This window comes from Kineococcus sp. NBC_00420, from assembly GCF_036021035.1.
GTDB lineage: Bacteria > Actinomycetota > Actinomycetes > Actinomycetales > Kineococcaceae > Kineococcus.
Map to the genome: position 1 here is coordinate 4705765 of NZ_CP107930.1, position 24160 is coordinate 4729924.

Sequence of the window (24160 nt, forward strand, 5' to 3'; positions counted from 1 at the left end):
GGTCCTCCTCAGGACTCGTCCCCGGGGGCGGGACGTCGGCGTCCCGCCCCCGGTTCACGGCTTCCGGGTCACTTGCCGCCGGAGATGGCGTTCTGGAGCGAGGCCTGCATGTCCTTCAGCGCGGCGTCGGTGGTCTTGCTGCCGGACACCGCGGCGAAGGCGTTGTCCTGGATGGCCTTGGTGACGGCCGGGTAGAACGGCGTCACCGGCCGCGGCACGGCGTTCTCGATGGAGGTCTTCAGCTCGGGCAGGTACGGGAACTGCTGGACGAGCGCCGGGTCGTCGTAGAGGGAGGCGATGACCGGAGCCGCGGAACCCTTGGTCAGCCAGTCCTTCTGGATCTCCTCGGACTGCAGGAACTTGACGAACTCGAAGGCGGTCTTCTTGTGGTCGGAGTACACGCTGACGGCGGCGGCGTGACCGCCGAGGCTCGACGCGCCCGGCTTGCCGTCACCGCCGCCGGGGAGCACCGCGACGCCGAAGGTGTCCTTCACCGTCGAGGATCCGTCGGTCTTGGCCAGGCTGTAGACGTAGGGCCAGTTGCGCAGGAACAGCAGCTTGCCGTCCTCGAAGGACTGCCGGCCCTGTTCCTCCTGGTAGGTGGTGGCCTGCTTGGGGATGTTGCCGTCCTTGAAGCCCTGGACCAGGGCGTCCAGGCCCTTCTTGGCCTCGGGGGTGTCGACGGTGGCCTTCTTGCCGTCCTCGGACAGGACCGAGCCGCCGAAGGTGTTGATGGCCTCGGCGACGTTCACGGTAAGGCCCTCGTACTGGGAGTACTGCCCGGCGTAGCAGTCGATGCCGTTCTGCTTCGCGATGCTGCACATGGACATCATCTCGTCCCACGACTTCGGCGGGGTGGGGACGAGGTCCTTGCGGTAGTAGAGCAGCCCGCCGTCGGAACTGGTGGGGCCGGCGTAGAGGGTCTTGTTGTAGGTCTCGGCGGTGACGGTCGCCGGCAGCAGGCCCGAGGTGTCCAGGGCGAACTCGCCGGTGAGGGGCTGCAGCCACCCCTTGGCCGCGAACTCCGACGTCCAGATGTTGTCGACGCTGACGACGTCGTAGTCGGCGTTCTTGGCCTGGAAGTTCTGCACGAGGTCGTCGTGCTGCTGGTCGGCCTGGTCGGTCTGCTCCTTGAGCGTGACCTTCTCGTCGGGGTGCGCGGCGTTCCACTTGTCGACGGCCGGCTGGACGATGTTGCTGTTGTCCTTGCCCTGCACGTAGGTGATGGGACCGGTGGAGTTCCCGGCGGCGGCGGCGTCGCCGGACCCGCCGGAGTCGTTGCCGCCACCGCAGGCGGCGAGGACGAGGATGCTGCTCGCCGCGAGGGCGAGGGAGTGGGTGGCCTTGCGCGAAAGGCGGGACGTGCCGAACACAGCGTTCTCCTCTTCGTCGAGAGCAGGCGGGAACTCCCGCCGGGAGTGCAGCAGGGCACTCCGGCGCCTCCGGGTGCCTTCGACCGGGGTTCCACGGCGAACCCGGACCGGCTGGAGAACTACACACCCGACGGTTCCCGAGCGTCAACGCGCAACCGGCCGCCGCGCAAGCGGTTGCGTGCACGAATCCGCAGGTCAGCTCTCCGCAAGCGCTTGCGTTGCACTTTGGTAACACAGGCGATTGTGGCACCCGGTCCGCGGGGCGGGAACTGGACCGGGGCGGGTTTCCGGGTGTTGCATTCCTGCCATGCCCGCGACGTCGCGTTCTCCGTCCCGACCCGGGAACCGTTCCCAGCCCCCGGTGTCCGAGGTCCGCATGGCGGACGTCGCCGAGCGCGCGGGGGTCTCGCTGGGCACGGTGTCGCGGGCGCTGCGTGGTCTCGAAGGCGTGAGCGCGGCGACGCGCGAGCGGATCCGGGAGGTGGCGGCGGAACTCGACTACGTCGTGAACCCGGAGGCCGCCGCGCTGGCCGGGCGTTCCACCGGCAGGGTGGCCGTCGTCCTGCACGACCTGACCACCTGGTACGGCAGTTCCGTCGTCCTGGGGCTCGAACGCAGACTCCGCCCCGCCGGCCTCGACCTCCTCGTGCGCTGCGTCGACGAGCCCGAGGACCGGGTCGAGTTCTTCGCCCGGATGCCGGTGCGCCGCAAGGTGGACGCCCTCGTCGTCGTCGCGATGGCGCTGACCCCGGGGGAGTTCGCCAAGCTGGACGACGCCGGGGTGGTGGCCGTCGCCGCGGGCAGCCACTCCGAGACCGTGCCGTCCGTCTCCGTCGACGACGTCCTCGCCGCGCAGCAGGCCGTCAACCACCTGCTCCAGCTCGGCCACCGGCGCATCGCGATGCTGAACACCGTCGCCGACTCCGACCGGGCCTGGCAGGCGCAGCAGGACCGCGAGGAGGGGTACCGGACGGCGATGGCGATGGCGGGGATCCCCGTGGACGAGGAACTCGTCGTCTCGTGGTCGGGGGGTTCGCGCGGCGGGGCGCAGGGCATGGACCGGTTGCTGTCCGGTCGCCGGTCCCCGACCGGGGTGTTCGCCTTCTCCGACGAGGTGGCCCTGGGGGCCATCCGCAGCCTGCGACGCGCCGGCATCGAGGTGGCCCGGCACATGTCGGTGATCGGGATCGACGACCACCCGTTGGCCGAGCTCACGGACCTGACGACGGTGGCCCAGGACCCGGAGGCGCTCGGGTCCGCCGCGGGGCAGAAGGTCCTGGACCTGTTGCAGGGGCGCCCGGTGCGTGACACGGGGTGCTTCCCCACCCGTCTCGTCGTGCGGGGGACGACGGCGCCGCCGTTCAGCGGGTGAGCTGCAGGGCGGCGACGGCGAGCGGGACGCAGACGAGGACGCCGACCAGACCCAGCAGGGCGAAGCGCGGCAACGAGATCGTCACCCCGCGGGCCTTGCAGCGGTCCAGCCAGAGCAGCGTCGCGAGCGAGGCCCAGGGGGTCACGAGCGGTCCGAGGTTCACCCCGATCAGCACGGCGACGAGCCGGTGCGCGCTACCCGCGAGGGGTTCCACCGCGAGGTAGGCGGGGAGGTTGTCGGCGACGTTCGCGGTCAGGGCCGCCGTCCCGGCGAGCTGCAGGTGGTCCAGGAACCCCTCACCCGTCCCGGCGAGCGGTCGCAGCAGGTCCTCGAGGCCGTGGACCTGGGCCGTCTCGACGACGAGGAACAACCCGCTCACCAGGACGACCGTCCGCCAGGGGAGCAGGGAGAACCTCAGGGCGTCGCGCTTGCGGACCGCGAACACCACGGCCAGCACGACGGCGGCGACGGCGGCGGGGATCGCCGGGGTGATGCCGCTGACGAAGGCCGGTGCGAGCAGGCAGCAGACGACGGCCGCCGTCCAGAACGTCACCGGATCCCGTTCCGGCGCAGGCGGTGGTGCGCCGTAGGTCCCGCGCAGGGACCGTCGGTGCGCGAGCCCGAGGACGAGCACGGCCCCCACCAGACCGGCCAGGAACGGTGCCCAGGTGAGGGCGGTGAAACCCGCCGTCCCGGAGACCCCGAAACCCTTCATGGTGTCGAGGCCGATGAGGTTCGTGAGGTTGCTGACCGGCAGCAGCAGCGACGTCGTGTTCGCCAGCCACACCGTCGTCACCGCGAACGGCAACGGGTTCAGCTTCAGCTGGGCAGCCAGGGCGAGGACGACCGGGGTGAGCAGGACCGCGGTGGTGTCCAGCGACAGGACGACCGTCGCGAGGGTGCCCAGGACGACGACGAGCAGCCACAGCAGCCAGGTCCGGCCACGGCCCGCGCGGGCCGCGAGCCGGGCGGCCGCGTCGAAGACCCCCGCGGCGTCGGCGAGTTCGGCCACGACCGTGACGGCCAGCAGGAAGGCGAGGACGGGGGCGGCGCGTCCGGCGACCTCGTGGAGGCCGTCACCCCCCAGCAGGCCGGTCGCGACGACGGCGACCCCGGCGAGTCCACAGATCCACCACACGTCAGCGTGCCTCCACCTCGAGGGTCCAGGAACCCCCGCGTCGTGCCGGTTCGAGCAGCTTCGCGTCGAAGGCCTCGGACACCGCGTCGTGCAGGGCGCCGGGGTTCTTCGGGGCGCGACCCCCGCGGGTGAGCAGGTGCCGGGCGAGCAGGCCGCGGGTGTGCTTGGCGGAGTGCGAGACGACCTTCCCGCCGGCGAGGACGCGGACCCCGACGGTGCGGGCGGCGGTCTCGCCCCCGGGGACCCACGCCGCCGCGTAGGCGGCGGAACGGCAGTCGACGACGACGCCCTCGGGGGCGAGCACCGCGGTGAGCCGAGGGCGCCAGAAGGAGGCCAGCGGACCGATCCCCGGCAGGCTCGTGCCCATCGAGAGCCGGTAGCCGGGGACCCGGTCCCGGGGTCGCAGGACCCCCCAGAGGGCCGAGAAGACCAGTACCTTCCGGGCTGCGGTCGCGGGCAGGGTCGAGAGGCCGAGGGCGTCGTGGAGGACACCGGTGTAGACCTGCGACACCTTCGCGGCCGGTCGGGTCCACAGCGTCGTGTTGGCGGCGACGACGTCGGCGAGGCTCGCCCCGGCGCCCAGGACCTCGGGGGCGTCGGGTCGGGCGGAGACCTCGACGAGCGCGTCGAGCACCTGCTCCCGGGCCGCGGTGAGTTCGGGGGACGACAGTGCGTCGAGACGGACGGGCGTGCCGCGTCGCGGGCCCGCCCACTTGGTCTCCGACGGGGGGAGCAGCACGAGCACGAGGCGGGAGCCTACGGGGTGATGCTCTAAGCTTCCTGAAGGACGAGTCGGCCGGGCGACCGCGTCGGTCGGGGTGACCCGATCGCCGAGGAAAGTCCGGACTCCACAGGGCAGGGTGGTGGCCAACAGCCACCCGGGGTGACCCGCGGGACAGTGCCACAGAGAGCAGACCGCCTCTCCGCTCCGGCGGAGGGGTAAGGGTGAAACGGTGGTGCAAGAGACCACCAGCGTGCTGGGTGACCAGTGCGGCTAGGTAAACCCCACCCGGAGCAAGACCAGACAGACGGCGTTCGAGGGCTGCCCGCCCGAGTCGTCGGGTAGGTCGCTTGAGGCGTGCGGCAACGCACGTCCTAGAGGGATGGTCGCCGCCCGCTCCCCGGAGCGGGTACAGGATCCGGCTTACAGGCCGGCTCGTCCGCTCACACCCTGGTCCAGATCGCCGCCCAGATGCGGGCCGCGGCCAGGAAGTCCTGGAACGCCGGCGGCTGGGCGTGGACGACGAAGGTCCGCTCGCCGAGGTGCAGCGCGAGGCCCACGTCGGAGACGTCGACACCGAAGGACCGCAGTTCGGCGGCCAGGTCCGCGGGCAGGTGGGCGTGCGGGGACAGGGTCAGCAGGTCGCCCTGCACGGCCGGTTCCAACTGTCGCCACCACGACGCGAGCGCGTCACTCTGTTGCTGCACTGCAAGGTTGTCGGCCGATCCGGCGCCGGCTGCAGCGGGCGTCACCCGCCCGGACCTGCAGCGTCACCCGGTCAGCCGGACCGTCACGGTCTCTTCCGCCCGGACTGCGCCCAGTGGGTGACCAACCCCAGCACGTGCTCGAGGACGTCGCGCTGCGAGCGGTCGTCGACGCCCGCGTCGCCGACGGTCAGGGAGCGCAGCAGGAGCGAGCCCATCAGCAGCTCCGTCGCCTGCGCGGGGGTGGTGCCCTCGACGAGCTCACCCCGGGCCGCGGCGCGGTGGAAGGCGTCCTCGAGGACGGCGGCGCACCGGTCGACGTGGTCGCGGCGGAACCGTCCGGTGATGGCCGGCGACGTCGCCACCTCGTCGACGCAGCGTTGCAGGACCTGGCGGCGGCGACCCGACAGCGCGGCCGCGATGGGCGGTACGAGGAGCTCCAGGTCGCTGCGCAGCGACCCGGTGAGCGGAGGTTCCAGCCGGGCGGTGAGGCTCGCCAGGGCGTCGACGACGAGGTCGTCGGTGCTGGGCCAGCGCGCCCCCACCCCGCGGCGGTCGACCCCGGCCCGGGTCGCGACCCCGCGGGTGCTGAACCCGGCGATGCCCTTCTCGGCGAGTTCCTCGACGGCGGCGGTCAGCACCCGGGCGTCGATCTCCGGGTCGCGGGGGCGGCCTCGCCTTGCGGTCTGCACCGTGTCATCCTATTCACGTACCAGCCTGGTGCATCAAAGCGAAGGAGTTCCGCGATGGCGACCATGTACGAAGCGACCGCGACCGCGTGGGGCGGCCGCGACGGCCGGGTCAGTTCCTCCGACGACCGCCTCGACGTCAGCCTCTCCATCCCCAAGGGCATGGGCGGCGACGACGGCCCCGGCACGAACCCCGAGCAGATGTTCGCCGCCGGGTACGCGGCGTGCTTCCACAGCGCGCTCAAGGGCATCGCCCGCATGCGCAAGGTGGACGTCTCGGAGTCGGCCGTCTCGGTCACCGTCGGGGTGACCGGTGGCATGGCCGAGGGCATCGACCTCGCCGTCAAGATCGAGGCGCAGCTGCCCGGTCTCGAGGAGTCCGTCGCGCGCGACCTCCTCGACGCCGCGCACCAGACCTGCCCCTACAGCCGTGCGACCCGCGGCAACGTCGTGCAGGAACTCGTCCTCGTCACCGACGAGGACTGACCCTCCACCCCGCGCCGTGATCCCGCTGGGTCTCCCCGCGGGATCACGGTCAGTGGTCGGGGGGAGGCGGGGTGCGGTGGGCGTTCCACATCCGCGCCAGCCGGGGGTTCGCGGGTGCGGGGTTCGCGGGGCAGACCACCGCGTGCCGCACCCGTGCGCCGACCTGGTCCTCGTCGTCCTCGTCGTCCTCGTCGTACCCGTCGTCCGCCCTGTCCCGGTCGAGTTCGGCGACCGTGACGGCCCGGTCCGCGACCACCCGCCAGCGTTCGTCGGCGGGGACGCTGACCGCGAGCACCGATTCCTTGGCCAGTCCGACGTCGGCACCCGCGCGGTCGCGGTAGTGGTGCACGAGGTGCCCGCAGTGCTCGCACTCCTCCTCGGTGTACGGACGGTCCGCGGCGATCCTCGCCATCCGCTGGACGAGGGCGAAGACGGCACCCGACTGCTGACCCAGCGTCGGCGGCAGGCCACGGGGTTCCTCGATCACCGGAGCCTTCGTCGCCGGCGCGTTCGCCCCCGCGAAACGCTCCCGGCAGGCCGCGCAGACCGCCACCTGCACCCCCAGTCGTTCCTGGGTGCGGACGTCGGCGTCCGGTTCCCGGGAACCGCAGAACGCGCAGCTGACCGGGTTCTCCTCCGGGAGGGTGTGCAGGTCCACGGGGCAAGCATGCCTGCTCCAGAAGTCGTTGGCGCACACGGCTGATTCCTTCGTCCGACCGGGGATCGCGGTCGCTGCAGCGGTGGTCCCTCGCGACCGAGGAGACGCAGGAGACCCACCGGGTCTCGCACCCAGCCCGGCGAGCAGGAGGACGCACGTCCCGGTGGCGGCCGCGGACGTCGTCTGCGCGGCGGGTCTGCGCCTGGGCGATTCCCTCGCCGGGTGGGTGGCGCTGCTGGTGGGGGGCGCGGGCTTCTCCGGCGGCCTGCTCGCCGCCCTGGTCGTCACCGCGCTCTGGCTGGGCCGGGCCCGTCGCAACGCCCAGCGCATCACCCCGGCCGTGCCGCACCGCCGGGCGGCGGTGTGGGCGTGGTTCGGCTGGTTCACGCCGATCGCGTTGTTCTTCGTCCCCCGCCAGTTGGTCGAGGACGTCTGGACCGCGTCCCGCCGTCGGGCTCCCCGGGGTGTCGAGGCACCGCTGCGGCTCTGGTGGACGGCCTGGATCCTCACCGGTCTCGGCGTCCTCGAGGCGTTGTGCTACGTCGCCGGTGTCCCGCTGTTCCGGTCCGTGGTCCACGCGGTGAACTCCGCCCAGCGACCCGACGCGGGCTCCCGCTGACCCCGACCGGAGGAGAACGGGTACTGCCGCAGGTCCCGGAACCCCTGCTCTGCAGCAGTACCCGTGACGCTCAGCCGAGCAGCGCCGGCACGACCTCGCGCTCGAACAACTCGATGCCGCTGGTGTCGGTCGCGGCCTCGGGGAAGTAGAAGTTCGCGTACCCCAGGCCCGCGTCGAGCAGGGGCCGCAACTTCTCCACGATCTGCTCCGGGGTGCCGACTCCCGCCGACCCCGGGGCGAGGCTCGCGAGGTCACGGTCGACGGCCTCGGCGCTGACGTGGGGTTCGAGTTGCGCACGGCGCGCCGCGATCCGGTCGGCGACCTCGGCCTCGTCGCGGCCGATGGCGACGTTGTAGTCGGCCGAGCGGGTGATCGTGGCGTAGTCGCGTCCGACGTCCTTGCAGTGCTGCTCCAGGACGGCGGACTTGTGCGTGAACCCTTCGAGGGTCCCGTCGAAGTTCGTGTAGTCGGCGTACTTCGCCGCGGTCAGCAGCGTCTTGCGTTCCCCGCCGCCGGCGACCCAGAGCGGGATCCCGCCCTCCTGCACGGGCAGCGGACGGTTGATGGCCCCGTCGGTGGTGTAGTGCTTGCCCGCGAAGGTGGAGATCCCCTCGGTCCACATCTGGCGCATGATCTGCACGCCCTCGTCGAGGCGGGCCAGGCGCTCACCGGCCCCGGGGAACCCGTAGTCGTAGGCGCGCCACTCGTGCTCGTACCAGCCCGCGCCGATCCCCATGTTGAGGCGGCCGCCGGAGACGACGTCGACCGTGGTCGCGACCTTCGCCAGGTACGCGGGGTTGCGGTAGCTCATGCAGGTGCACATCTGCCCGAGGCGGATGCGGGAGGTCACCGCCCCGAAGGCGGCCATCAGGCTCCACGCCTCGTGGGTCGCCTGGTCGGTGGGTTCGGGAACGGTGTGGAAGTGGTCGAAGACCCAGATCGAGTCCCAGACGTCACCGCGGTCGGCGCGCTGCGCCAGACCGCTCATGACCTTCCAGTGGTCGACGGGGTCCACGCCCACCAGGTCGTGCTTCCAGCCCTGGGGAACGAAGAGCCCGAACTTCAGCCGCGGCGTCGCGTCAGTCATGGCCCGGACACTAGTGCGCCCGGGCCATGACCGGAAGGTCAGCCGCGGTCGGCCGCCCGGGCGGCGGCGAGGGCCGCCGCGCCGATGATCCCCGCGTCGTTGCGCAGGGTCGCGGGCACGATCGGGGTGCGCAGGTCCAGCAGCGGCAGGAACTTCTCGTGCTTCTTGCTCACCCCACCGCCGACGACGATGAGGTCCGGCCACAGCAGGTCCTCGAGGTGGGAGTAGTAGCGCTGCAGGCGCTTCGCCCACTGCGACCAGGAGAGGTCGTGGCGTTCGCGGGCCGCGTCGGCGGCCTTCTTCTCCGCGTCGTGACCGTCGATCTCCAGGTGCCCGAGTTCGGTGTTCGGGACGAGGCGCCCGTCGACGATGAGGGCCGTGCCGATGCCGGTGCCCAGCGTCGTCACCAGGACGACCCCGTGGACGCCCTTCGCCGCGCCGAACTGCGTCTCCGCGTACCCGGCGGCGTCCGCGTCGTTGACGACGAGGACCGGACGGCCGAGGACCTCCGAGAACAGGGTCTCCGCGTCGGTCCCGATCCAGGACTCGTCGACGTTCGCGGCGCTGCGCGCGATCCCGTGCTGGATGACGGCGGGGAAGGTGATGCCGATCGGGGTGTCCCCGGGGACGTCGAACCCGGCCAGCACCTCGGCCACGACCGGTGCCACCGCCGCGGGCGTCGCCGGCTGCGGGGTCTCGATCCGCACGCGCTCGGCGGCGAACTCACCGGCCTCCAGGTCGACCGGGGCCGCCTTGATGCCGGAACCTCCGATGTCCACCCCGAGACCGACCCTGCCGGTCGGGGGGGTGGTCGTTGCGTGCGTCTCGCTGCTGGTCACGAGCGCGAGCCTAGGCCCGTCAGCGACCGGTGTCCTTCGGCATGACGATCCACAGCGCGATGTACACGAGGAACTGCGGTCCGGGCAGGATGCAGGAGGCGACGAACAGCGCCCGCACGACGTTGCTGGACAGTCCGAACCGGCGTCCGAGGCCGGCGCAGACGCCGGCGATCAGCTTGCCGGAGGTCGGGCGGGAGAGGTCGGTGCTGCTCACGGGTGGGGCTCCTTCGGGTCGTCCGCCGGGGTGTGCCGGCTACGACCATCCAACGCCCCGGCCCCCGCCCCCGTCGCGCTACCCAGGGCTGATCTTCACGCCACCGACCACGACCTGGGGGCTACGCCCGGGGTCACGGAAGGGTGAGGATCTCCGCGCCCGTGTCGGTCACCACGAGGGTGTGCTCGAACTGCGCGGTGCGCTTGCGGTCCTTCGTGACGACCGTCCAGCCGTCCTCCCACATGTCCCAGTCGTGGGTGCCCAGCGTCAGCATCGGCTCGATGGTGAAGACCATGCCCGGCTCCATCACCAGCGCGTGCGAAGGTGCGGCGTCGTAGTGGGGGACGATCAGCCCGGTGTGGAAGGCCGGCCCGACGCCGTGGCCGGTGAAGTCGCGCACGACCCCGTACCCGAAGCGCTTGGCGTACTTCTCGATGACCCGGCCGATGACGTTGATGGCCCGTCCCGGTGCGACGGCCTTGATGCCCCGCATCGTCGCCTCGTGGGTGCGCTCGACGAGCAGCCGGGACTCCTCGTCGACGTCGCCGCAGAGGTAGGTCGCGTTGGTGTCGCCGTGCATCCCGTCCAGGTAGGCGGTGATGTCCAGGTTCACGATGTCGCCGTCCTGGAGCACCGTGGAGTCCGGGATCCCGTGGCAGATGACCTCGTTGACGCTGCTGCACAACGCCTTCGGGAACGCCCGGTAGCCCAGCGTCGACGGGTAGGCGCCGTGGTCGCAGAGGAACTCGTGCCCGATCCGGTCCAGCTCGTCGGTCGTCGTGCCCGGGACGATGCTCTCGGCCACCAGGGCCATCGCCTGCGCCGCGAGCTTGCTGGAGCGTCGGATGCGCTCGATGCCCTCGGCGTCGATGACGTTCGGGCCCTTGTAGGGCAGCGGCGCCTGCTGGTCGACGTACTCCGGGCGCTCGATCTGCGGTGGGACCGGCCGGCGCGGGGAGATCGTGCCGGGCACCAGCGTGCCGAGGGGTGCGGTGGTGGAGGTGCCCGTGCTCATGGGGTGGAGTCTAGGTCGGGTGCGCACTCGGCCCCCACGCGCCAGGATGCCTCCATGGCGACGCAGTGGTTCTACGACGTGAACACCGGCGAGGTCCAGGAGCTGGAGAAGCGGGGGCAGAACAAGGACCTGCTCGGGCCCTACGCCTCCCGCGCGGAGGCCCAGCACGCGCTGGAGTCGGCGCGGGCGCGCACCGAGGAGAACGACCGCAAGGATCGCGAGGAGAACGACTGGTGACCCCGGGATCCCCCTGATCGTGGCGCTACCGCGGTAGGGGGGACCCCTGACCTGCGCCGCGCGTCGTCCGGGGTCATCCCCGACGGGAGGACGACGGGCGCCGCGGATCTCTCCACCGAGGGGTGGATGCCCCGGGCCCTCACCCTGAGCCAGGATCGGACGACCGCACGTGGCGGACCTAGGATCGGCAAACGAGCCCGGGGGAGGCGCGGGTGGCACGCACGGAGCACACGAGGGGAACCGCCTGATGTCGGAGTCGCTGGACCTGAGCAAACCGCTGAACCCGCCGGCCGCACCGGCGACGCCGCCGGTCTCGGACCTGCAGTTGACGCCGCCCGCACCGGTGCCGGTGGTGGCCGACGAGCAGGCCGAGGGCATGATCCCGCTCGACGAGGCCACCCGGGTCGAGCTGCAGCGCAAGGCGCAGGCCTTCGTCGCCGACCTCGCGGCGCAGGACCCGCGCAGTCCCGCCTTCCAGAAGAAGGTCGACGACATCACGCGCATGGGGGAGCAGGAGGTCCGCTCCTCCGCGCAGGTCTCGAACCGGATGCTGGAACGCCCGCAGTCCAGCCTCGCCGGCGCCAAGGGGCAGAAGGCCAAGGGGCCGGGCGCCGATGCGCAGGTGAAGGTCGCGAACACGCTGCTGGAACTGCGCCAGACGGTCACCAGCCTCGACCCGGGCCGCGCCGACCTGCACGGGGCGAAGAAGATCCTCGGGATCATCCCGATGGGCAACAAGATCCAGCGCTACTTCGAGCGCTACCAGGACGCCCAGAGCCAGCTCGACGCGATCATCAAGGCGCTCGCGAGCGGTCAGGACGAGCTGCGCAAGGACAACGCCTCGATCGAGTCCGAGAAGCAGAACCTGTGGACCACGATGGGCAAGCTCACCGAGTACTCCACGCTGGCCAAGGCGCTGGACGCCGCGACGGTGGCGAAGATCGACGAGGTCCGGGCCACCAACCCGCAGGCCGCCGACGCGCTCACCTCCGACGCGCTCTTCCCGATCCGCCAGCGCCACCAGGACCTGCTGACCCAGCTCGCCGTCAGCGTGCAGGGGTACCTCGCGCTGGACCTGGTGCGCAAGAACAACATCGAGCTCATCAAGGGGGTCGACCGGGCGCAGACGACGACCGTCGCGGCGCTGCGGACCGCCGTGATCGTCGCGCAGGCGCTGGCCAACCAGAAGCTCGTGCTCGACCAGATCAACGCCCTGAACTCGACGACGAACCAGATGATCCTGTCGACGTCGGAGATGCTCAAGCAGCAGACCGGGCAGATCCACGAACAGGCCTCGACGGCGATGGTGGACGTCGCGACGCTGCAGAAGGCGTTCGACAACGTCTTCGCGACGATGGACGCCATCGACACGTTCAAGCAGCAGGCCGTCGTCAGCATGGCGAACACCGTCGACGCCCTCGAGGGTCAGGTGCACCGCTCGCGCTCCTACCTCGAGCGGGCGCGCAACGGTGAGCAGGGCTCCGGTCCGGCGCTCGAAGGTCCACGGTGAGTTCCGTGGCCCCGTCCCGGCCCGACCAGCGCCCCTCGCGGGCGTTGCGGCGGGCAGCGGCGGTCGAGGGGAAGGTCGTGCGACGCGGCCCGGCGCAGGCGCTGCCGGAACTCGTGTCGCGTCGGCTGCGGAGCCGGACGTGGCGGGCGGCGAACTCCTGGTGGCTGGCGATCCCCGCGGTCGGGTTGCCCTGGTTGTCGTTCCTCTACATGGGGTTGCGCGGACGTCGGGCCCGGTGGGTCTTCGCCGCGGTGGCCTACGCCGCCGCGATGAGCGGTGCCGCCACGGCCGTGGCGGCGCAGGGTTGGTGGTTGTGGCTGGGCATCTTGCTCGGCGCGGGCACCTGGGGATTGGGTCTGGTGCACTCCGTCATGGCGAACTCGACGTGGCTGCGGCTCAAGGCGGCCTTCACGGGCGAACCCGTGCTGGAGCAGAGCTCCCCGGCTCCGGTGGAACCGGCGGCCCCGGTGGATCCCGTCGTGGGTCTGCAGAACTCGCTGCGCGAGGTCGTGCGGATCGCCAACCGCAACGGTGGTCGGCTGCCGGACGGCGCCGTCCCGGCGGTCCGGGAGATCGAGGACGTGCTCAAGCCGCTGCTGGCCCACGTCGCCAAGCGCGGGGCGGACGTCGAGGAACTGCACAACCTCGAGGCGATCCTCACCGAGTACCTCCCCGGGGCCCTCGACCACTACCTCGACCTGCCCGAGGACTACGCCCTCACCAACCGCGGTCCCTCGGGCTCCACGCCGGCCGAGGAACTCGTGACCCAGCTCCGCCTCCTGGTGGACGGCGCGAAGGACCTGCAGCGCGCGGTCTACGACCACGACGCGCAGAAGCTGTCGGTCCAGGGCCGGTTCCTGGACGCGAAGTTCCGCCGTTCCGACCTGGACCTCTAGGGAGCACGTCGTGGGTGTTGAGCTCGGCAAGGGTGACGGGGCGAGGGCACCGCGCGTGCAAGAGCCGCTCCCGGAGGTCCGTCGGGACGCGCCGGTCGCGCGGACGACGCCGCCGCCGGTTCCCTACGAGAAGCGCGAACCGTCGGTCCCCGAACCGGACAAGTCCCGTGGGCTGAACCCGCACGCACTGGGGCTCCTCAACACGGTGTGGATGGCTGGTTGGATCGTCGCCTTCTCGACCCACCACCGATCGATCGGGCTCTTCATGCTGATCATCCAGGGGGCGCTCTTCGGGTACCTCAAGAATTCGGGCTTCCAGTTCGGCGGCGGCCGTGAGGAACGTCGGGCACGTCGCCTCGAACGTCACCAGTCCCGTCGACGTCGCCATTCACCGGTCGAACCGGCTACGCCGCAACAACTTCTAGATCCGGTCTCCGCCGTCGAGCGGAAGCTGGCCGCCGCCGTCGTCACGGCTGAGACCGCCGGTGGCCGGATGGACGCGGACTCCGTGGACCTCGTCCGCGAGGTGGATCGTCTCCTGCGCCCGCTGCTGGCGAACCTGCGCACCCGCGACGCCGACCCGCAGGTTCGCCACGACCTGGAGACCCTCGCGGGGGAGCACCTCCCGCGGGCGATCGACGACTACCTCGTCCTGCCCGACGACTACGCCCACGAGCACCGGACGGCGGCGGGAACGACCCCCGCCGACGAGCTGCGCGCTCAGCTGCACCTGCTCGTCGAGGGCTGTCGTCAGCTCCGTGATTCGGTCCTCAGCCGTGACGTGGACCGTCAGCAGCAGCAGAGCCGCTTCCTCGAGGCGAAGTTCCGCCGCTCCGACCTGGACCTGTGACGGGGGTCGCGGTGGGCATCGAGCTGAGCAGGGGCGAGGGCTCCCGCGACGGATCCCGAGACGACGCACCGCGTCGCGCGGTGCTGCCCGAGCGGGAGGTCGAGGTCATCGGGCCGAACGACCTCGAACCCCGGCTCGGCGCGACCCTGCCGGTCCTCGGCTGGATCTCCGACCCGGCGTTCCAGCTCTTCCGCTTCGTCGGCCTCGGCGGGTGGATCGTCCTCTACGCCACGCTCGGGCCGCACGGTCTGTGGTGGGTCGGGTTCCTGGCCATGTGGGCCTGGATCGCGGCGAACGTCGCCTACGAGAACGAGTCCCGTCGGCGGCGCCGGCTGCGACGGCACTACCGGCGGGCCCTGAAGTACGCGCTGATCTCCCCGAACCCCGTCCTGCTCCGCCCCGAGGAACCCGCCCACCCTGCGCCGGTGGCTCCCGTGGCCCAGAGCCCGGCGGTCAGCGCCGCCGAACGCGCGCTCGTCGTCACGGTGCGCCGGGTGGACACCGCGGTGGACCGCTTCGAGCGGACCGACGTCGTCCTGGTGCACGAGGTCGCCGAACTGCTCGGCCCGTTGCTGCTGCGCATCGCCGAACGCGGCGGCGACCCTCAGGTCCGCCACGACCTCGAGACCCTGGCGGGGGAGCACCTGCCCCGCACCGTCGAGGACTTCCTCGCCCTGCCGGCCGACGTGGCGCGCACCAGCCGCAACGCCTCCGGCACCACCCCGGCGGAGGAGCTGCGCACCCAGCTGCACCTCATGGTCGAGGGGTGCCGGCAGCTGCGGGACTCCGTCCTCTCCGCCGACGTCGACCGTCAGCAGCAGCAGAGCCGGTTCCTGGAGGCGAAGTTCCGCCGCGGCGACCTGGACCTCTGACCACGACGACCAGATCCCCGGACCCGACGAGTGCGGTAGGAAAGAGACCATGACCCTCGACGTGCAGCTCGTCGGTTCCACGACCCAGATGGCCGTCGTGACCCTGCGCCCCGGCCAGACGCTGTACTGCGAGGCGGGGAAGTTCCTCTTCTCCTCCGGCGACGTCGTCATGGAGACCAAGCTCAGCGCCCCCGGCGGCAAGGGCGAGAGCGGCGGGCTCGGCGGCCTGCTGCGCGGAGCGGCCAACGCCGGCAAGCGGATGCTCGCGGGGGAGTCCTTCGCCTTCCAGCACTTCCACACCCCCGGCGGGGACGGGCTGCTCGGTCTCGCGGGGGTGCTGCCCGGCGAGATGCGCCACCTCGAGCTCGACGGGGGCACGACGTGGTTCGCCGAGAAGGACGCCTTCGTCGCGGCCGAGGCCGGGGTGAACTTCGACATCGCCTTCTCCGGCATGGGGCAGGGGCTGATGGGCGGGGAGGGGTTCATCCTCGAGAAGTTCACCGGCCGCGGCTCGCTGCTCATCGCCGGGGCCGGCGACTTCATCGACATCAACCCCGCCGACTACGGCGGCACGATCCGCGTCGACACCGGGTGCATCGTCGCGTGGGACGACCGCATCACCTACGGCGTCGAGACCGTCGGCCGGCTCAACCGGCAGGGGATCATGAGCGCCGTCTTCGGCGGAGAGGGCATGACCCTCGCCACGCTGCGCGGCAACGGGCGGGTCATCCTGCAGTCCGTCACCATCGAGGCCTTCGCCAAGGCCCTGGTCAAGAACACGGCCAAGCCGGACCAGCAGGGCCTCGGGGCCCTGGGAGGGTTGTTCTCAGGCTCGCGCGACTGAGCGCGGGCACTCATCGGGCCCCGTGATCGTTGGGCCCTTCGCAAGCACCACCAGACGAACGGAGCGAACACCATGGGCGTCAGCCTCAGCAAGGGCGGCAACGTCTCCCTCACCAAGGAAGCGCCGGGGATGACCAAGGCCGTCATCGGCCTGGGCTGGGACTCCAACAGCTTCACCGGCTCGGAGTTCGACCTCGACGCGCAGGCCATCATGGTCGGCGCCGACGGCAAGGTCCCCAACGACGGGTTCTTCGTCTTCTTCAACCAGCTGAAGTCCCCCGAGGGCTCCGTCGAGCACACCGGTGACAACCGGACCGGCGAGGGCGACGGCGACGACGAAGCCATCAACGTCGACCTCTCCCTCATCCCGGCCGAGATCGAGAAGGTCGTCTTCACCGTCGCCATCTACGACGCCGACACCCGCAAGCAGTCCTTCGGCCAGGTCCGCAACGCCTTCATCCGCGTCGTGAACGCCGAGGGGAGCACCGAGGTCGCACGCTACGACCTGACCGAGGACGCCTCGACCGAGACCGCCATGGTCTTCGGCGAGCTGTACCGCAACGGCTCGGACTGGAAGTTCCGCGCCGTCGGTCAGGGCTACGCCAACGGTCTGCGCGGCATCGCGTCGGACTTCGGCGTCAGCGTCTGACCCGCTGACCGCACCCACCGCACGCAGGACGGCGCCCGGCAGTCAGCCGTGCGCCGTCCGTGCGTGTGGTGTGCGGCTCGTGAGAGGGTTTCCCGTCCGGCCCGAGTGGGCTCCGCACGAACAGGAAGCTGACCGTTGATCCTCAAGACCTACGGGTGGGCCTTCGGCGTCACCGCGCTGGGCCTCGTCCTGGCCGTCCTCTACGACGGTGCGGCGGGCATCGGCCTCGTCGCCATCCTGGCCGTCCTCGAGATCAGCCTCTCCTTCGACAACGCCGTCGTCAACGCCACCGTCCTGCGACGGATGAACGACTTCTGGCAGAAGATCTTCCTCTCCGTCGGCATCATCATCGCCGTCTTCGGGATGCGACTCGTCTTCCCGCTGCTGCTCGTGGGCATCACGGCCTCGCTGAACCCCGTCGACGCCGTCAAGCTCGCGCTCGAGAAGGGGCCGGTCGACGAGCCGGGGACCTACGGCTACCTGCTGAACGCCGCGCACCCCACGATCGCGGCCTTCGGCGGCATGTTCCTGCTGATGCTCTTCCTCAACTGGATCTTCGGGGAGAAGGAGCACCACTGGCTCGGCCCGATCGAGCGCTTCCTGGAGAAGATCGGCCAGGTCGAGGCCATGTCGGTCATCGTCGGCGGCACGGTCCTCTTCCTCGTGGCCGAGACCTTCGCCACCGACCACGCCCAGACGGTGCTGGCCTCCGGCGTCCTCGGCATGGTCGTGTACCTGCTGGTCAACGGTCTCGGTGAGCTCTTCAACATCGAGGAGGACGACGACTCCGACGACGAGGAGGAGTTCGGCCAGTCCACCCCGGCCCGCAAGGGTCCCTCCGAGATCGCGAAGGTCGGCGGCAAGGCCGCGTTCTTCCTCTTCCTCTACCTCGAGGTCCTCGACGCGTCGTTCTCCTTCGACGGGGTCATCGGCGCCTTCGCCATCACCAACGACGCGATCATCATCGCGATCGGCCTGGGCGTCGGCGCCATGTACATCCGGTCGATGACCGTCCACCTCGTCCGCGAGGGCACCCTCTCGATGTACCCCTACCTCGAGAACGGTGCGCTCTGGGCGATCGGGGCCCTGGCCGCGATCCTGCTCTACAGCATCGAGCACGAGGTGCCCGAGGTCGTCACCGGTCTCATCGGTGTCGCGTTCATCGTGGCGGCCCTCATCACCTCGATCGTGCACAACCGTTCCCACCCCGAGGACGCGCACCTGGACAAGTCGCCCTCGCACGCGAGCTGACGCAGCGCCGGGGACGAGGGGGGAGGGCATCGCGGGACGGGAGGACGAACGGTGAGCGGCACGAGGAACGACCGGCCGGCGGAGGAGGTCCACAACTTCCTCGGCCGGCCGGGGCGGGCACGCAGTCCGCGGACCTTCGCCGACCACCTGAACCCGCCCCGTCCCGTCCCGGTGCGCGCGAATCCAACTGCGCCGCCGGGGCCGCCGGCGCCACGACCGGCTCCCGCTCCCGTGCTCCCACGGGTGCGGGAACCCGTGCCGGCGCCGGCTGCGGTCGTCGGGCAGGCCCGGGCCAGCGAGCGCCGCATCGTCCTCGACGACGAACACCCGTCCCACACCATCACCGCCGCGGAGCGTTCGACCGGATCGCTGCGCATCACCCTGCGCTGGGACCAGCTCGTCACCTCCGCCGGACTGCACCGTTCGTCCGACGTCCACCTGGGGTGCCTCTGGGAGACGCGCGACCGTCACTCGGGTGCGTTGCAGTCCCTGGGTGAACTCCTCGCCGCGCCCGGGTTCGGGGCACGTCAGGTCCTGCGCCTGGGCCCCCGCAGCGAACAGGAGGGCGAGGAGGTCCTCGCCGACGCCGCCCACCTCGACCTGCTGCGCCGGATGGTCTTCTACGTCTACGCGCAGGGAACCCAGCCCCCGGACTACGCGCGACTGGCGCCGCACCTGACGCTGGCCCGTCGCGGTGGGGGAACGCTGCAGATGTGGACCGGCGAACCACCCCCCGACGCGCGCACCTGCGTCATCGCCTCCGTGCACGACGTCGCCGGCGACCTCGTGCTCCGCCGCGAGAACGAGTTCTTCCTCGGTCCGGTCCGAGACGTCGCGCTCGCCTACGGCTTCGACGACCTCGACTGGAACCACGAGGGCACCGTCCCGCGTCCTTCCTGAGGACCACCCGCACCACCACGAGAGAGGGGCCACCCGTGGCCGTCAGTCTGAACAAGGGCCAGAAGCTGTCGCTGGAGAAGTCCGGCGGTGGCACCCTCACCCGGGTCTTCATGGGTCTCGGCTGGGACGCCGTCGCCAAGGGCCTCTTCCGCAAGAAGTCGATCGACGTCGACCTCGACGCCAGCTGCCTGCTCTTCGACAGCGCGGGCAAGCTCGTCGACGAGGTGTGGTTCCAGCAGCTGCGCAGCAAGGACGGCTCGATCACCCACACCGGGGACAACCTCACCGGTGAGGGCGACGGCGACGACGAGACCATCTACGTCGACCTGCCCGCCGTGCCCGCGCAGGTCACGACCCTGGTCTTCACCGTCTCCAGCTTCACCGGCCAGGACTTCTCCCAGGTCCAGAACGCCGTCTGCCGGGTCGTCGACGCCGCGCAGCCGCAGGAGGTCGAACTGGCCCGCTACGAGCTCTCCGACGCCGGCCCGCACACGGCGCAGATCATGGCCAAGCTGACCCGCGAGGGGTCGGGCTGGGCCGTGACCGCCATCGGCGCCCCCGCCAACGGCCGCCACATCCGCGACCTGCGCGACGCCGTCGCCGCCCACGTCTGAACCTCCTCGACACCGTGCGGCACTTCGCCACCCTCGACGCGGAGCAGAAGAACCAGCTCTTCCTGCACCCTCCGCAGCCGGTCGACGTCACCGCCGGGCGCGACGAACTCGCCGTCGCGCTCGGCGCCACGTTGTACTGCCCCGCGACGCGCGAGCGTCTCGCCGGCGATCTCGTCCGCCTCGCCCGCCGGGGCGTCATGTCGGCCGTCGCCTGCCTGGAGGACTCCGTCCCCGACCACCGCGTCGCCGAGGCCGAGGAGATCCTCGTCCGGGAACTGCGCGGCCTCGCCACCGCGCCGGAGTGGCGCGACGGTGCCCCCCTGATGCTCTTCATCCGCACCCGCACCCCGCAGCAGCTGCTCAGCGTCGTCGAGCGCAGCGGGGTGGGCCTGGACTGCCTCACGGGCTTCGTCCTCCCCAAGTTCGGCGGCGCCGGCCAGCCCTCGCCCGACGAGTGGCTCGAAGCCGTCGGGACGGCCTCCGAACGGGCCGGGCGCCGGCTGTGGGCCATGCCGGTCCTGGAGAGCCGCGACGTCGCGCACCTCGACACCCGCCACGCCGCGCTGTTCGCCATCCGCGACGTCCTCGACGCCCACCGCGACGTCGTCCTCGCCGTCCGCACCGGGGCGACGGACCTCTCCGCCGCCTACGGCCTGCGCCGCCCCCGCGGCTCCACCGTCTGGGACGTCCGCGTCGTCGCCGACGTCCTCGGTGACGTCATCAACGTCCTCGGCCGGGCCGACGGCAGCGGGTACCCGATCACGGCCCCCGTGTGGGAGCACTTCTCCTCCGGTGAACGCGTCTTCCGCACCTCGCTCGCGGCCAGCCCGTTCGCGGAGTCCGGCAACGAGGAGCTGCGCGAGCAGCTCATCGCGGACGACCTCGACGGTCTCGTCCGCGAACTCGTCCTCGACCGGGTCAACGGGTTGCAGGGCAAGACGGTCATCCACCCCAGCCACGTCGCCGTCGTGCACGCGATGTCCGTCGTCACCCACGAGGACTTCTGCGACGCCTCCGACGTGCTCGCTCAGCACGGGGGCGGCGCGATGGCCTCCACCTACCGGAACAAGATGAACGAGGCCGGCCCGCACCGCCCCTGGGCCGAACGCGTCCTCGCCCGCGCCGACGCCTTCGGGGTCGCCCGCGAGGACATCTCCTACGCCCACCTGCTGCAGGCGCAGGACGACTCCTGGCGGGCCGTGCGCGCCGCCCTCGACGGGGTCCGCGCGTGAACCTCGCCGCCGCGCACCCGAGCGCGCGCTGGGTCGGGGAACGGCTCGGCGTCCACGTCGAGGGCCCGCCCGGCACCGACGGCCTGACGGTGCACGACCTCCTCGGGCTCGCGCTGCGCCGCAACCCGAAACGGGCGCACCTGCTGGTCAGCCACGTCCTCGGCAAGCACGTCCCCACCGACCCCCGCCTCGTCCGGGCGGCCGGGCTGCGGCTCGGGGCCCGCGTCGCGGAGCTCCTCGGCGTCCCCGACGCCCCCGTGCTGGACGCGCCGACGTGGCGGGCGGCGCTCGCGGGCGAGGCGCGGGCCACGGCGGCGGTCGACGCCGTGGTCCGGCGGCCCCCGGCCCGCCCCGACGCCCTGGTCATCGGCTACGCCGAGACCGCCACGGGCCTCGGGCACACGGTGGCGGACGCGCTGGGCTGCGCGGGTCTGCACTCCACCCGTCGCGCGGTGCCCGAGGCGATCGACTACGCGGGTTTCGAGGAGGAGCACTCCCACGCGAGCGGCCACCAGTTGCTGCCGTGCGAACCGGCCGTGCTGGCGGCGCTGGCCGATCCGGACGCGCCGGTCGTGCTCGTCGACGACGAGCTGTCCACCGGCCGCACCGTGGCGAACACCCTGCGCGTCCTGCACGCCAGGGCCCCGCACCGCCACTACGTCGTCGCGGGCCTGGTGGACGTGCGCTCCGCGGCCGACCACGACCGGTTGGCCGCCCTGGCCGTGGAGCTGGGGACCCGCATCGACGTCGTGAGCCTGGCGCAGGGACGGGTGGAGCTGCCCGCGGACGTGCTGGCCCGGGGCACGGCCCTGGTCGCGGACGCCGCGCCCGTCCTCCCCGGGGTGGGTCGTCCCGGCGACGTGGTCCCGGTCGCGGTCGACTGGCCGGCCGGTGTCCCGACGACGGGCCGGTTCGGCAGCGCGCCGGAGCACGTGGAACTCCTGGCCGGGGCGGACCTGGTGCGCCACCTGCTGCCGGAGGTCCACGCGGCCGGTTCCGTCCTCGTGCTGGGGTCGGAGGAACTGCTGCACGCCCCGCTGGCGGTGGCGGTGCAGCTCGCCGAACGTCACCCGGGGGAGGTGCGGTTTTCCTCCACGACCCGCTCACCCGTGCTCGCCGTCGACGACCCCGGCTACGCGGTGCGCAGTTCGGTGGCGTTCGTCTCCCACGACCCGGTGCTCGACGGGCCGGGAATCCGCTACGCCCACAACGCGACCCGCGCCGGTGGGTGGGACGCGATCGTGCTCGTGCTCGACTCCGCCTCCGCACCCGCCGACCTGCACGCCCCCGACGGGGTGCTCGCCGCCCTGGCCCCGCTGACGTCGCGGCTGCTGCTCGTGACCCTGCCCGCTGATTCCTGGAGAAGCTCCCCGTGACGTCCACGCCCGCCCCGCTGTCGGGGCCGCAGTTCGGTTCCTACCTCCCCGACGAGGTGAGCTGGCTGCTCACCGACCTGTCCGGGGTGGAACTGGAGGCCCCGGCGGAGGAGCGCGAGGAGGCGATCCAGAGCGGCGGCGCGCACTACGCGGAGTCCCTGCCCGTGGAGTACCAGCCGAGCGCGGAGTACCGGAAGCTGTTCGCCGACGCGCTGGAGCGCACGGCGCGCCGGGTCGCGCTGGGGGTGGGCGTCGTCGCGGAACTGCTGCGCGCCGAACGCGGTGACGACCTGCTGCTCGCCTCGCTGGCCCGTGCCGGCACCCCCGTGGGGATCCTGCTGCGGCGCTGGGCGATCCGGCAGGGGTTGCACTGGCCGCACGTCGCGGTCTCGATCGTGCGCGGCCGGGGGATCGACGAGGTCGCCCTGCGCTGGATCGCGGCGCACCACGACCCCGCCTCCGTCGTGTTCGTCGACGGCTGGACGGGCAAGGGCGCCATCGTGCGGGAACTGTCCGCCGCCCTGGAGCGGTTCGGGGGTTTCAGCGACGACCTGGCCGTCCTCGCCGACCCCGGCCACTGCGTGCGGACGTTCGGGACCCGCGAGGACTACCTGATCCCCTCGGCCTGCCTGAACTCGACGGTGTCGGGCCTGGTGAGCCGCACCGTGCTGAACGAGCGGCTGCTCGCGCCCGGGCAGTTCCACGGGGCGAAGTTCTACGCCGACCTCGCCCCGGCGGACGAGTCGAACCGGTTCCTGGACGTCGTGAGTTCCTGGTTCGACGACGTCGCGGCCGAGGTCCCCGCCGTCGTCGAGGGGTTGCGCTCGGGGGATCGCACGGCGAGCTTCACCGGGTGGGCGGAGGTCGAGCGGGTGAGCGAGCACTACGGCATCGGGGACGTGAACCTGGTGAAACCCGGGGTGGGGGAGACGACGCGCGTGCTGCTGCGGCGGGTGCCGTGGCGGGTCCTCGTGCGTCCGGCGTCGGAACTGTCGCACCCCGACGACCTGGCCCACGTGCGGTTGCTCGCCGACCAGCGCGGTGTCGTCGTCGAGGAGGTCCCCGGGTTGTCCTACTCCGCGATCGGCCTGATCCACCCGCGGTTCACCCGCGGGGCGACCGGTGCGGACGGGCTGGCGGTGTGACGGTCCTCGCGGCCAGCGACCTCGACCAGACGCTGGTGTTCTCCGCCCGCTCCGCCGGGGTCCCGGTCGCGGGTCTGGTGGAGGTCGAGGAGTACCAGGGGCGCACCATCTCCTACGTCACCCCCGCGGCGTGGGCCCTGCTCGGTTCCCTCGTGGCCTCCGACCGGTTCGTCCCCGTGACGACGCGGACCCCCGAGCAGTACGCACGGATCCGCTGGCCCGGTGCCGCCCCGCGCCACGCCGTGTGCGCGAACGGCGGGGTGCTGCTGACCTCCGGGCGCCCCGACGCGGCGTGGGCCGCGGCGGTGCAGGAACGGTTGTCCGGGTGCGCCCCCCTGGCCGAGGTGCACGCGGAACTCCTCCGGTTGGCCGGGGACCTGGTCCGGGCCGTCCCGGGGTCGGAGGAGCCCGCCGTGCGCAGCGTCCCGGACCTGTTCTGCTACGTGGTCCTGCGCGACGGTCAGCGGGCGGAACTCGAAGGGCCCCGGCTCGGGGAACTCGTCGCGTCGATGGACGGGTGGGGGTACACCGTCTCGTTGCAGGGGCGGAAGCTGTACGTCGTACCGCGGCCGCTGACGAAGTCCGCCGCGGTGGCCGAGGTCGTCTCCCGTTGCGGTGCCTCGGGTTTCGTCTCGGCGGGGGACTCCCTCCTCGACGTGGACCTGCTGGTCGCGGCGCAGGAGGCGCGCCGTCCCCGCCACGGGGAACTCTTCCGGGCCGGTTGGGAGCACGCGGGCGTCGAACTCACCGGCGCCACCGGCGCCGCGGCGGGCGAGGAGATCGCGGCGTGGTTGCTCGCCCGACTGGGCAGCTGAGCAGTGGCGCAGTGGTTGATGCCGTCGGCGGTCTGGCGTCCAGGCACCGGAACCC

At 71.9% G+C, this 24160-nt stretch carries 25 protein-coding genes, 1 other RNA gene and 1 pseudogene; 17 read left to right on the top strand and 10 right to left on the bottom strand.

Features of this window, described 5'->3' with window-relative positions:
* Nucleotides 1–68: 68 nt before the first annotated feature.
* Entirely contained in the window at nucleotides 69–1373 is a 1305-nt protein-coding gene (locus OG218_RS23030; protein ID WP_328295547.1) for an ABC transporter substrate-binding protein, read from the bottom strand.
* A gap of 361 nt (nucleotides 1374–1734) precedes the next feature.
* Here OG218_RS23030 and OG218_RS23035 point away from each other — a divergent pair, with 361 nt between their 5' ends.
* Entirely contained in the window at nucleotides 1735–2745 is a 1011-nt protein-coding gene (locus OG218_RS23035) for a LacI family DNA-binding transcriptional regulator (RefSeq protein WP_328295548.1), read from the top strand.
* On the opposite strand, the gene OG218_RS23040 is transcribed toward OG218_RS23035, so the two are convergent.
* Together OG218_RS23040 and OG218_RS23045 are read right to left on the bottom strand one after the other, a co-directional pair.
* Nucleotides 2735–3883 carry an SLC13 family permease gene (locus OG218_RS23040; protein ID WP_328295549.1) on the bottom strand — a complete coding sequence of 383 codons (1149 nt, stop codon included), beginning with the start codon at nucleotides 3881–3883 and terminating at the stop codon, nucleotides 2735–2737. The genes OG218_RS23035 and OG218_RS23040 overlap by 11 nt on opposite strands.
* A 1-nt stretch (nucleotide 3884) precedes the next feature.
* A complete protein-coding gene (locus OG218_RS23045; protein ID WP_328295550.1) occupies nucleotides 3885–4628 on the bottom strand; it encodes a YaaA family protein in 744 nt (247 codons plus the stop codon).
* Between the two features lie 43 nt (nucleotides 4629–4671).
* Between OG218_RS23045 and rnpB the strand changes: the two genes are divergently transcribed.
* An RNA gene (gene rnpB, locus OG218_RS23050) (RNase P RNA component class A) lies at nucleotides 4672–5046 on the top strand.
* Nucleotide 5047: 1 nt separating this feature from the next.
* Here the strand turns inward: rnpB and OG218_RS23055 are convergent.
* A complete protein-coding gene (locus tag OG218_RS23055) occupies nucleotides 5048–5311 on the bottom strand; it encodes a hypothetical protein (protein WP_328295551.1) in 264 nt (87 codons plus the stop codon).
* Nucleotides 5312–5394: 83 nt separating this feature from the next.
* Complete coding sequence (locus OG218_RS23060; protein WP_328295552.1) at nucleotides 5395–6000, bottom strand: TetR/AcrR family transcriptional regulator; 606 nt, start codon at nucleotides 5998–6000, stop codon at nucleotides 5395–5397.
* A 54-nt stretch (nucleotides 6001–6054) separates the two neighbouring features.
* On the opposite strand from OG218_RS23060, the gene OG218_RS23065 reads away from it, so the two are divergent.
* Entirely contained in the window at nucleotides 6055–6483 is a 429-nt protein-coding gene (locus tag OG218_RS23065) for an organic hydroperoxide resistance protein (protein ID WP_328295553.1), read from the top strand.
* 49 nt (nucleotides 6484–6532) lie between these two features.
* Here OG218_RS23065 and OG218_RS23070 read toward each other — a convergent pair whose 3' ends face one another.
* Entirely contained in the window at nucleotides 6533–7141 is a 609-nt protein-coding gene (locus OG218_RS23070) for a DUF6083 domain-containing protein (protein WP_328295554.1), read from the bottom strand.
* 163 nt (nucleotides 7142–7304) lie between these two features.
* On the opposite strand from OG218_RS23070, the gene OG218_RS23075 reads away from it, so the two are divergent.
* Entirely contained in the window at nucleotides 7305–7760 is a 456-nt protein-coding gene (locus OG218_RS23075) for a DUF4328 domain-containing protein (RefSeq protein WP_328295555.1), read from the top strand.
* 70 nt (nucleotides 7761–7830) lie between these two features.
* Here the strand turns inward: OG218_RS23075 and OG218_RS23080 are convergent, their stop codons facing one another.
* The 4 genes from OG218_RS23080 to map form a co-directional block, all read right to left on the bottom strand.
* On the bottom strand, nucleotides 7831–8826 hold the full coding sequence (locus OG218_RS23080) for an LLM class F420-dependent oxidoreductase (protein WP_442906548.1): 996 nt from the start codon (nucleotides 8824–8826) through the stop codon (nucleotides 7831–7833).
* Nucleotides 8827–8885: 59 nt separating this feature from the next.
* Nucleotides 8886–9686 carry a polyphosphate--glucose phosphotransferase gene (gene ppgK / locus OG218_RS23085; RefSeq protein WP_328295557.1) on the bottom strand — a complete coding sequence of 267 codons (801 nt, stop codon included), beginning with the start codon at nucleotides 9684–9686 and terminating at the stop codon, nucleotides 8886–8888.
* Nucleotides 9687–9705: 19 nt separating this feature from the next.
* Nucleotides 9706–9900 (bottom strand): PspC domain-containing protein, encoded by a 195-nt coding sequence (locus OG218_RS23090; protein ID WP_328295558.1) that lies wholly within the window; start codon nucleotides 9898–9900, stop codon nucleotides 9706–9708.
* Between the two features lie 133 nt (nucleotides 9901–10033).
* Nucleotides 10034–10915 (bottom strand): type I methionyl aminopeptidase, encoded by an 882-nt coding sequence (gene map / locus OG218_RS23095; RefSeq protein WP_328295559.1) that lies wholly within the window; start codon nucleotides 10913–10915, stop codon nucleotides 10034–10036.
* A gap of 54 nt (nucleotides 10916–10969) precedes the next feature.
* On the opposite strand from map, the gene OG218_RS23100 reads away from it, so the two are divergent.
* The 13 genes and pseudogenes from OG218_RS23100 to OG218_RS23165 all read left to right on the top strand — a co-directional run bounded on the left by OG218_RS23100 (nucleotide 10970) and on the right by OG218_RS23165 (nucleotide 24105).
* On the top strand, nucleotides 10970–11152 hold the full coding sequence (locus OG218_RS23100) for a hypothetical protein (protein WP_328295560.1): 183 nt from the start codon (nucleotides 10970–10972) through the stop codon (nucleotides 11150–11152).
* A gap of 247 nt (nucleotides 11153–11399) precedes the next feature.
* The gene (locus OG218_RS23105; protein ID WP_328295561.1) at nucleotides 11400–12662 is read left to right on the top strand and encodes a toxic anion resistance protein; all 1263 of its coding nucleotides are present in this window, start codon (nucleotides 11400–11402) and stop codon (nucleotides 12660–12662) included.
* 5 nt (nucleotides 12663–12667) lie between these two features.
* Nucleotides 12668–13558 carry a hypothetical protein gene (locus OG218_RS23110; RefSeq protein ID WP_328295562.1) on the top strand — a complete coding sequence of 297 codons (891 nt, stop codon included), beginning with the start codon at nucleotides 12668–12670 and terminating at the stop codon, nucleotides 13556–13558.
* Between the two features lie 55 nt (nucleotides 13559–13613).
* Complete coding sequence (locus OG218_RS23115; protein ID WP_328295563.1) at nucleotides 13614–14408, top strand: hypothetical protein; 795 nt, start codon at nucleotides 13614–13616, stop codon at nucleotides 14406–14408.
* Nucleotides 14409–14419: 11 nt separating this feature from the next.
* Nucleotides 14420–15280, top strand: coding sequence for a hypothetical protein (locus tag OG218_RS23120; protein ID WP_328295564.1), 861 nt, complete (start codon nucleotides 14420–14422; stop codon nucleotides 15278–15280).
* A gap of 49 nt (nucleotides 15281–15329) precedes the next feature.
* Complete coding sequence (locus OG218_RS23125) at nucleotides 15330–16124, top strand: AIM24 family protein (RefSeq protein WP_328295565.1); 795 nt, start codon at nucleotides 15330–15332, stop codon at nucleotides 16122–16124.
* Between the two features lie 72 nt (nucleotides 16125–16196).
* A complete protein-coding gene (locus OG218_RS23130; protein ID WP_328295566.1) occupies nucleotides 16197–16772 on the top strand; it encodes a TerD family protein in 576 nt (191 codons plus the stop codon).
* 135 nt (nucleotides 16773–16907) lie between these two features.
* Nucleotides 16908–18023 (top strand): DUF475 domain-containing protein, encoded by a 1116-nt coding sequence (locus OG218_RS23135; RefSeq protein ID WP_328295567.1) that lies wholly within the window; start codon nucleotides 16908–16910, stop codon nucleotides 18021–18023.
* A 51-nt stretch (nucleotides 18024–18074) separates the two neighbouring features.
* On the top strand, nucleotides 18075–18923 hold the full coding sequence (locus tag OG218_RS23140) for a hypothetical protein (RefSeq protein WP_328295568.1): 849 nt from the start codon (nucleotides 18075–18077) through the stop codon (nucleotides 18921–18923).
* 35 nt (nucleotides 18924–18958) lie between these two features.
* Nucleotides 18959–19537 (top strand): TerD family protein, encoded by a 579-nt coding sequence (locus OG218_RS23145; protein ID WP_328295569.1) that lies wholly within the window; start codon nucleotides 18959–18961, stop codon nucleotides 19535–19537.
* Between the two features lie 14 nt (nucleotides 19538–19551).
* Nucleotides 19552–20769 (top strand): HpcH/HpaI aldolase/citrate lyase family protein, encoded by a 1218-nt coding sequence (locus tag OG218_RS23150; protein WP_328295570.1) that lies wholly within the window; start codon nucleotides 19552–19554, stop codon nucleotides 20767–20769.
* Nucleotides 20766–23290 (top strand): annotated as a pseudogene (locus OG218_RS26735) (phosphoribosyltransferase). Before OG218_RS23150 ends, OG218_RS26735 begins: the two are co-directional and overlap by 4 nt.
* A complete protein-coding gene (locus OG218_RS23165) occupies nucleotides 23287–24105 on the top strand; it encodes a hypothetical protein (RefSeq protein WP_328295573.1) in 819 nt (272 codons plus the stop codon). Before OG218_RS26735 ends, OG218_RS23165 begins: the two are co-directional and overlap by 4 nt.
* The last annotated feature ends 55 nt before the right edge of the window (nucleotides 24106–24160 follow it).

What these genes read in the sequence shown, in the direction of transcription:
- OG218_RS23065 (WP_328295553.1), top strand. Translation starts at nt 6,055, where the DNA reads ATGGCGACCATGTACGAAGCGACCGCGACCGCGTGGGGCGGCCGCGAC.
- map (WP_328295559.1), bottom strand. Translation starts at nt 10,915, where the DNA reads ATGAGCACGGGCACCTCCACCACCGCACCCCTCGGCACGCTGGTGCCC.
- OG218_RS23100 (WP_328295560.1), top strand. Translation starts at nt 10,970, where the DNA reads ATGGCGACGCAGTGGTTCTACGACGTGAACACCGGCGAGGTCCAGGAG.
- OG218_RS23105 (WP_328295561.1), top strand. Translation starts at nt 11,400, where the DNA reads ATGTCGGAGTCGCTGGACCTGAGCAAACCGCTGAACCCGCCGGCCGCA.
- OG218_RS23125 (WP_328295565.1), top strand. Translation starts at nt 15,330, where the DNA reads ATGACCCTCGACGTGCAGCTCGTCGGTTCCACGACCCAGATGGCCGTC.
- OG218_RS23130 (WP_328295566.1), top strand. Translation starts at nt 16,197, where the DNA reads ATGGGCGTCAGCCTCAGCAAGGGCGGCAACGTCTCCCTCACCAAGGAA.